Annotated in this window: 1 pseudogene; it reads right to left on the bottom strand. The window is 60.4% G+C overall.

Going from position 1 to position 586, the window contains the following annotated elements:
- Positions 1–586 (bottom strand): annotated as a pseudogene (locus EN935_RS39380) (acetyl/propionyl-CoA carboxylase subunit alpha); the annotation flags it as partial.

The following is a 586-nucleotide window of genomic DNA, read 5'->3' on the forward strand; positions in this document are numbered from 1 at the left end:
GAAAAGATCGGCCTGACGGGGCGTCAGCACCCGCAACGAGCTTCGCACGCCGCCCTGCGAGAGCGCGATCGAGTGATCCGCAATGGTAACCTTGAAATGCGCCGGTGCGTGATCGATTGTGCCATGCCAAAGCGGATCACCCGGCTGCCAATCGGTTGCGATTGCGGTGCATCGGCCGTTAAATTCGACGACCACGCCATCGCGGCCAGATATCGCTGTCAGATCAATGCGGTCGCTGTCTTGCAAGACGGAGAGTGCCACCGAGGACGGAGGGCTGTTTTCTCTTGCCCAGCGATAGTGGCTAGTGAGGTGAATAGCTGCGGCAACAGCGGCGCGCATCAGCAGTTCGTCACTCTCACACAGACGCTGCTGGAAGCGGGCGCCAAATTCGGCTGCGATCAGGCCGGTTGACAGCGCTCCCTCAAGCCAGCGGGGGTTGCGGTGAAGGGCCGATAGAAAGGTGATGTTGGTGGCTATGCCTTCGACAGCGAAGCAATCGAGTGCCCTGGCCTGTAGCTCGATCGCGTCGGCACGCGTCTGTGCATGGGTGATCAGCTTTGCTATCAGCGGATCATAGAGCGCTGGA

The sequence above is a fragment of the Mesorhizobium sp. M7D.F.Ca.US.004.03.1.1 genome (genome assembly GCF_003998635.1).
GTDB lineage: Bacteria > Pseudomonadota > Alphaproteobacteria > Rhizobiales > Rhizobiaceae > Mesorhizobium > Mesorhizobium loti.